General features: G+C 55.0%; 1 protein-coding gene. It reads left to right on the top strand.

Features of this window, described 5'->3' with window-relative positions; genetic code table 11:
• Positions 1 to 211 (top strand): YDG domain-containing protein (locus ASC50_RS05605; RefSeq protein ID WP_158648514.1); only part of this gene is annotated, 211 nt, incomplete at both ends.

Here is a 211-nt window from a genome sequence, read left to right as displayed (position 1 = left end):
CGGTTACATTCAGCGGTTTCGCGCTCGGCGGCACGGAAAAAGACAATTATGAGTTGATGGCTCAGCCGGCTGATGTCGTAGCCCCCGCCGCGATTACACCCAAGCCGGTTACGCTCACAGGTTTTTCCGTCGATAGCAGAACTTACGATGGCACTACGAACGCTACCTTTAGCGGTACGGGCAATATCGTTGGCATCGTTGAGGATGTCGG

The organism is Candidatus Symbiothrix dinenymphae, from assembly GCF_001431085.1.
This window is presented reverse-complemented; position numbering and strand designations above follow the sequence as displayed.